Genomic DNA, 5,046 nt, shown 5'->3' with positions numbered 1-5,046 from the left:
ATACAGAAGTAGCAAAACACAAAAATGATTTAATAAATTCAATCCAGAAGGCTGTGCATTTTCTCCGGGCGTGTAATCCACCAAGACCGGAGTTGGCTGAGAAATTAAATATAGCACTTGGTTTGCTTATAGAGTCTGTAACGGATTAATTTAACCGCTTATGGGTAAACAATTGTCGCGAGTCTATACTGGTTATTAGTTAGTCCTTGCAATCGTCTTTTTCTTGTTAGCAGACTGCTCTAGAATAAATGATTCAACAGATAGTGTCTGTTGAATCATTGGGCTCTGCTGAGAAGACAGTTTCATTGATTAGATATTGCATTGGCAATATCTTGCGCCAGTAATGCGTTTTAAATGTTCACCAGTATCTCAGCGCCGGGAGCTAACTCTGGCGACTTTCACCAACGTCAGCACGAATCTGCGCTGCATGCTCATTGAACCAGATCAGCCAATCAGCAGGCGTTTCCAGGTCTACCAACTGATTGCCAGTGGAAAGGAAGGGCCATGGTGAGACTTTAAACAAACCTACCACCAAAACAATGCAGCCCTTGTAAAAGCCAAATGATCGATGTGATATCTGAGTGGGTACAACAACGGTAAGCAGGTTTCCGTGTCCATCAGAATCCATTGCCGTTTGTGGTTGATGGCAACTAGTTGGTTGAGCGAGTACATAGATAACCTTATTGTTAATGCGGACATGAAGTAAATGAACTCTACACCTAACGCAAGAAATGGGAGGGATGTTAGAAATCGTTAACCTGTTGATTTCGTGAAAGGCAATGGAGAGATATGAAGTTTTTTACCATCGTAGGCCATTTAACATAATATACATTATGCGCACTAACATGAAGTCAGGCAGAATCCAGCATTTTGTGGTTATGATTATCTTGCTCACTGCGCCGCTCAAATCCTCGCCATACTGCGTTGACCATCACCAAATCTGAACCCGCCATTGCCTCGTTACCCCCTGATGTATAAATTAACGATATGTCCGCATTGTTCACGGTATCTTCAGGAGGAAGTATGGTTCCCGGTTTACCCGCTCTGAATGTTTTGTTTGTCGCCGGCTTTGGTCCTGTCACCCGCGATACACAAAGCAGCAAATCATTTTACGTCGACGCGCTTAACCTGCCGTTAAAACATATGGACGGCAACGGCGATTATCTGCTGACGGATGTTGATGAACTAAACGGCGTGAAACATTTCGCACTGTGGCCCTTATCCCAGGCGGCTCAATCTTGCTTCGGCTCGGCAATATGGCCAGATGATATTCCTGTACCTCAAGGCTGGATTGAATTTGAAGTCGAGAATATCGATATCGCGACTGATGTCCTACAACGCCAGGGTTATCGCCTGTTAGTCGCAAATCGTAAAGAGCCCTGGGGCCAGACGGTAACCCGAATGCTCAGCCCTGAGGGCTTGTTAGCCGGCGTGACAATTACTCCATGGCTACGCGAGAACCGCTGAACGCTGCGGATTACAACTTTTTGGGGTAAGATACGCTAACTGTGTAAAATCAATTAGTTCAAGCAGCTCCATACTTAAATCACCGCCCCATGGCGGCATAACAGCCTTCACCTCCGGCGCCGCGAGAAAAGACATCAATTCTTGTGCGCGCAGGAGTTTATCCGCACTTTTATTTTTAAATTGCTGTCGTAGACATTCCCCTTCAATGACCTGATATCCCCGGTTGCGTAAGTGCTGAATAGCCAGTTCTAATCTCGGATGAAGATGTTCAGGCACCCCGGATGAAGGCGCTGTGATAGCAATTAAATCACCAGGAGATAATTTAGGGGGAATGCGAATATTCATCGGCGATGTCCGTAAAATAAAGTCCAAACATAGCTTATTAATATTCGACAGCGCAATGGCGTTATTTCAGCTTCACATTAAAGAAATGGAACAGCGCCTGTTCTCCGGGGCCAGTAAAACGCACCTCCCGATAACCCGGTACACGTTCAATCCAGCCATTTTGTTCGAAGGCCTTCAGCAGCGCTGCCCCGGCGTTACCGCCAAGATGCATTCGTCGTTCGCTCCAGTCCAGACAGCCACAGGCTTCTTTTCGTTTGGAACGAGGCGCCAGCACCGCGCCTATCTTGGCAAATCGAGTGATTCCGGTCGCTGATAATGACTCCTTTTCGGGGATAAACCAGCCCGCTTCCGTCATAAACGCATATAGCTCGACCGCGATTTCTCCCGCCAAATGATCGTAGCATGTCCGCGCTTTACGCAGATGAACAGGTGCACTGGTTTTGACCTGCGGCGTCCTTGCCATCGACACGCCCATCAACGTTTCCAGCAGCGAGGCGATTCCTCGCCCTGCTAACCGGTAATAACGATGTCGCCCCTGAGACAGGCAACTAATTAGCTGACCGCTCAATAGCTTATTCAGATGTGCGCTGGCGGTTGATGGCGCAATATCCGCCACCGCGCTCAGCTCCGTTGCTGTCCACGCCCGCCCATCCATCAACGCGCAAAGCATGCTAACCCGTGAGGGATCCGCGATGGCGGCTGCCACCTCCGCCATCGCATGTTGCAGAACTTCGCCATCATCGAGTTCCTGCTTTGCTTCAAGCAACTTCATGACAAATTCACACTCCAGGATTTAGTGATACTGTCTGCCAGTTGGTTATTATCGGTCAGTAGAATCAAGTGGTTATCATGGTCGCTGTACTGTACGAGGATGTTAATACCCTGCTCAGCCAACACGCGAGCGATTTCACCTAATTCACCGGGTCGTTCTTGTTTGAGTTGACGAATCAATGGCTCGGTAACGCTAACAACCTGAATCCCGGCATCGCACAGAACCTGTTGCGCCCGTTCGCCCTCTGAGACCAGAAAATGAGCATGCGCTACCTCGCCTGCGGTAAAAACACCGCCGCCTTCCAGGCCTATACCGTGCTGCCCCAGAGTCGTACCTAATCTTGACAGTTCACCTGGGCAAGCACGCAAAATAACATGAATATCATACATGATGCGCGTGCCCTCGTTGATCGGATGAATATTCCCGAATGACCTGTGCGACACGAATACGATAGTCACTGAAGAGGGTCTGCTTTCCTTCTTGTTGCGCGGCCGCATGTAATGCATTTTGCTTCCATTCCCGAACAGACTCTTCATCTTCCCACCAGGATAACGACAAAATTTTGCCTTCTGTCGACAAACTTTGAAATCTCTCAATGGCAATAAATCCGGGGGCCTTTTCCAGTTCGGACCGCAGTTCGGCGGCCAGCGCCAGGTATCGGCTCTGGTGGGCGGCTACGGCTTGTGCTTCAAACAGTACGGCAATCATCACAACCTCCTACATATATTGAGGTGGCCACTGTAGCGTTTGAAAACGTTGAATACTTCGATAGCCAACGAAATGTGTCAGCCGTGTCGAATGCATGAATTATCTTGATAATGCACGAATGTGCCGTATATGATGGTTTTTCAACAATGGAGAAACCCCTGTGCACGAAAAAAACGCAAAAATACGCATTATCAAGACAGACACCCTCTCAGATGACTGGTATGTGCTAAAAAAATATACTTTTGAGCTACAGCGGCAGAACGGCGAATGGCAACGGCAAAGTCGCGAAGTCTATGACCGTGGTAACGGCGCGACGATCCTGCTGTACAATCGCGAACGTCGGACGGTGATTCTCACCCGCCAGTTCCGTTTTCCAACCTACATGAACGGCTATCCAGGGTATTTAATCGAGACGGCAGCGGGATTGCTGGACAATATGGATGCGGAAAGCCGTATTAAGGCGGAAGCCGAAGAAGAAACCGGTTTTCGCCTTGCCAACGTGCAGAAGGTTTTAGAGGCCTTTATGAGCCCGGGCTCCGTGACTGAAAAACTGCATTTTTTTATTGCGGAGTATACCGCTCGGGATAAAGTGAGCACCGGCGGCGGCCTGGCAGCGGAAGGCGAAGATATTGAAGTACTGGAGATGGCCTTTGACGAAGCATTGGCCGCCATTGATAGCGGCGCAATTGTTGATGGCAAAACGATTATGCTGCTCTATTACGTGGCGCACAAAGGCATTCTCTAAGCCATTAACGCAGGCAGCCCAGCAACCCTTCCAGCCATTGGGCAAACACCCTCACCTTATGCGATAAATGGCGATGAGGGTAAAGCAGCGACAGTTTGCGCGACGGGCACGGGAAGTCTGGCAGCACCTCCACCAATTGGCCGCTGTCGATATACGGCTGTAAGAAGAAATTCATCCCCTGAAGCAGGCCAAGCCCGGCGAGGCCTGCCGCAATGTACACTTCTGAGTTATCGAGGATCAGTTTGCCCGGCAAGGTGATCTCTTCAATGCCTGCCGGTGTCACAAAGTGCCAGGGAATCACTTCGCGATCGTTGCTGATAATCCAGTTCACGGCATGGTGATGCTGAAGGTCGGCAAGGGTTTCTGGCGTGCCGTATTGCGCGAGGTAGTGTGGGCTGGCGCAGGTCATTCTTTTCACGGTTCCCAATGGGCGAGCCACATAGTCTCCGTCGTCTAGCTCTCCTACACGTAGCACACAGTCAAGACCGTCACGCAGCATGTCACGACGCACGTCGCTACTGCTCAGGATAATCTCGAGATCCGGGTGAACTTGATAGAATTCCTGCAGTTTAGGTACGACGACCAGGCGTGCAAAGGCAATGGGCATATCAACGCGCAACTGACCATGTAGCGGCCGGTCCGGTGAAAAGGATTCCAGTAAATCATCGGCCTGGGACAGCAGTGGCTTACTGCGCCGATAAAACTCTTCGCCTTCCGGCGTCAGATAGATGCGGCGCGTGGTACGTTGCAGCAGCCGCACCCCGCTATGTTGTTCCAGCTGTTGTACCGCTCTGGTCACAGCGGGACGATGAATTTGCAGGTTTTCTGCGGCCTGAGTGAAACTGCCGGAATCGATGATTTCGATAAATATTTTAATATTTTCAAATAGATTCATCTGCATAGTACACGCCCCTTTTCTGTCATCGCCCCATTGTTACTAATTTAATAATAGTGATGAACATTTTTCACTATTTTTCTGAATAATAAACCACTCTACACTGCCCTTATT

At 49.3% G+C, this 5,046-nt stretch carries 6 protein-coding genes and 1 pseudogene; 2 read left to right on the top strand and 5 right to left on the bottom strand.

The window, feature by feature from the left end; translation table 11 throughout:
* The first annotated feature begins 1,023 nt into the window (after positions 1-1,023).
* Positions 1,024-1,467 (top strand): VOC family protein, encoded by a 444-nt coding sequence (locus NNN71_RS23555; protein WP_271459475.1) that lies wholly within the window; start codon positions 1,024-1,026, stop codon positions 1,465-1,467.
* A gap of 18 nt (positions 1,468-1,485) precedes the next feature.
* Here NNN71_RS23555 and NNN71_RS23550 read toward each other — a convergent pair.
* The 4 genes and pseudogenes from NNN71_RS23550 to NNN71_RS23535 form a co-directional block, all read right to left on the bottom strand.
* A pseudogene (locus NNN71_RS23550) lies at positions 1,486-1,812 on the bottom strand (LD-carboxypeptidase); the annotation flags it as partial.
* Between the two features lie 61 nt (positions 1,813-1,873).
* On the bottom strand, positions 1,874-2,584 hold the full coding sequence (locus tag NNN71_RS23545; protein WP_271459474.1) for an ArsR/SmtB family transcription factor: 711 nt from the start codon (positions 2,582-2,584) through the stop codon (positions 1,874-1,876).
* Positions 2,581-2,973: an amino acid-binding protein gene (locus NNN71_RS23540; protein WP_271459473.1), complete on the bottom strand. Its 393-nt coding sequence runs from the start codon at positions 2,971-2,973 to the stop codon at positions 2,581-2,583. The genes NNN71_RS23545 and NNN71_RS23540 overlap by 4 nt, the downstream gene beginning before the upstream one ends.
* On the bottom strand, positions 2,966-3,292 hold the full coding sequence (locus NNN71_RS23535; RefSeq protein WP_271459472.1) for an antibiotic biosynthesis monooxygenase family protein: 327 nt from the start codon (positions 3,290-3,292) through the stop codon (positions 2,966-2,968). The genes NNN71_RS23540 and NNN71_RS23535 overlap by 8 nt, the downstream gene beginning before the upstream one ends.
* Positions 3,293-3,452: 160 nt before the next feature.
* On the opposite strand from NNN71_RS23535, the gene NNN71_RS23530 reads away from it, so the two are divergent.
* Positions 3,453-4,037: a GDP-mannose pyrophosphatase gene (locus NNN71_RS23530; RefSeq protein WP_163445610.1), complete on the top strand. Its 585-nt coding sequence runs from the start codon at positions 3,453-3,455 to the stop codon at positions 4,035-4,037.
* A 4-nt stretch (positions 4,038-4,041) separates the two neighbouring features.
* On the opposite strand, the gene NNN71_RS23525 is transcribed toward NNN71_RS23530, so the two are convergent.
* Positions 4,042-4,932, bottom strand: coding sequence for a LysR family transcriptional regulator (locus NNN71_RS23525; RefSeq protein ID WP_271459476.1), 891 nt, complete (start codon positions 4,930-4,932; stop codon positions 4,042-4,044).
* Positions 4,933-5,046 lie beyond the last annotated feature (114 nt).

Origin of the sequence: Kluyvera sp. Awk 3, assembly GCF_028069715.1 — a bacterium.
GTDB classification, from domain to species: domain Bacteria; phylum Pseudomonadota; class Gammaproteobacteria; order Enterobacterales; family Enterobacteriaceae; genus Kluyvera; species Kluyvera georgiana_A.
The sequence above is the reverse complement of the archived record's forward strand: the minus strand, read 5'-3'. Positions and strand labels throughout refer to the sequence as shown.

Bases quoted from the DNA above. Each gene is read 5' to 3' on its own strand.
- NNN71_RS23535 (WP_271459472.1), bottom strand. From the start codon at position 3,292: ATGATTGCCGTACTGTTTGAAGCACAAGCCGTAGCCGCCCACCAGAGC.
- NNN71_RS23545 (WP_271459474.1), bottom strand. From the start codon at position 2,584: ATGAAGTTGCTTGAAGCAAAGCAGGAACTCGATGATGGCGAAGTTCTG.
- NNN71_RS23525 (WP_271459476.1), bottom strand. From the start codon at position 4,932: ATGAATCTATTTGAAAATATTAAAATATTTATCGAAATCATCGATTCC.
- NNN71_RS23540 (WP_271459473.1), bottom strand. From the start codon at position 2,973: ATGTATGATATTCATGTTATTTTGCGTGCTTGCCCAGGTGAACTGTCA.
- NNN71_RS23555 (WP_271459475.1), top strand. From the start codon at position 1,024: ATGGTTCCCGGTTTACCCGCTCTGAATGTTTTGTTTGTCGCCGGCTTT.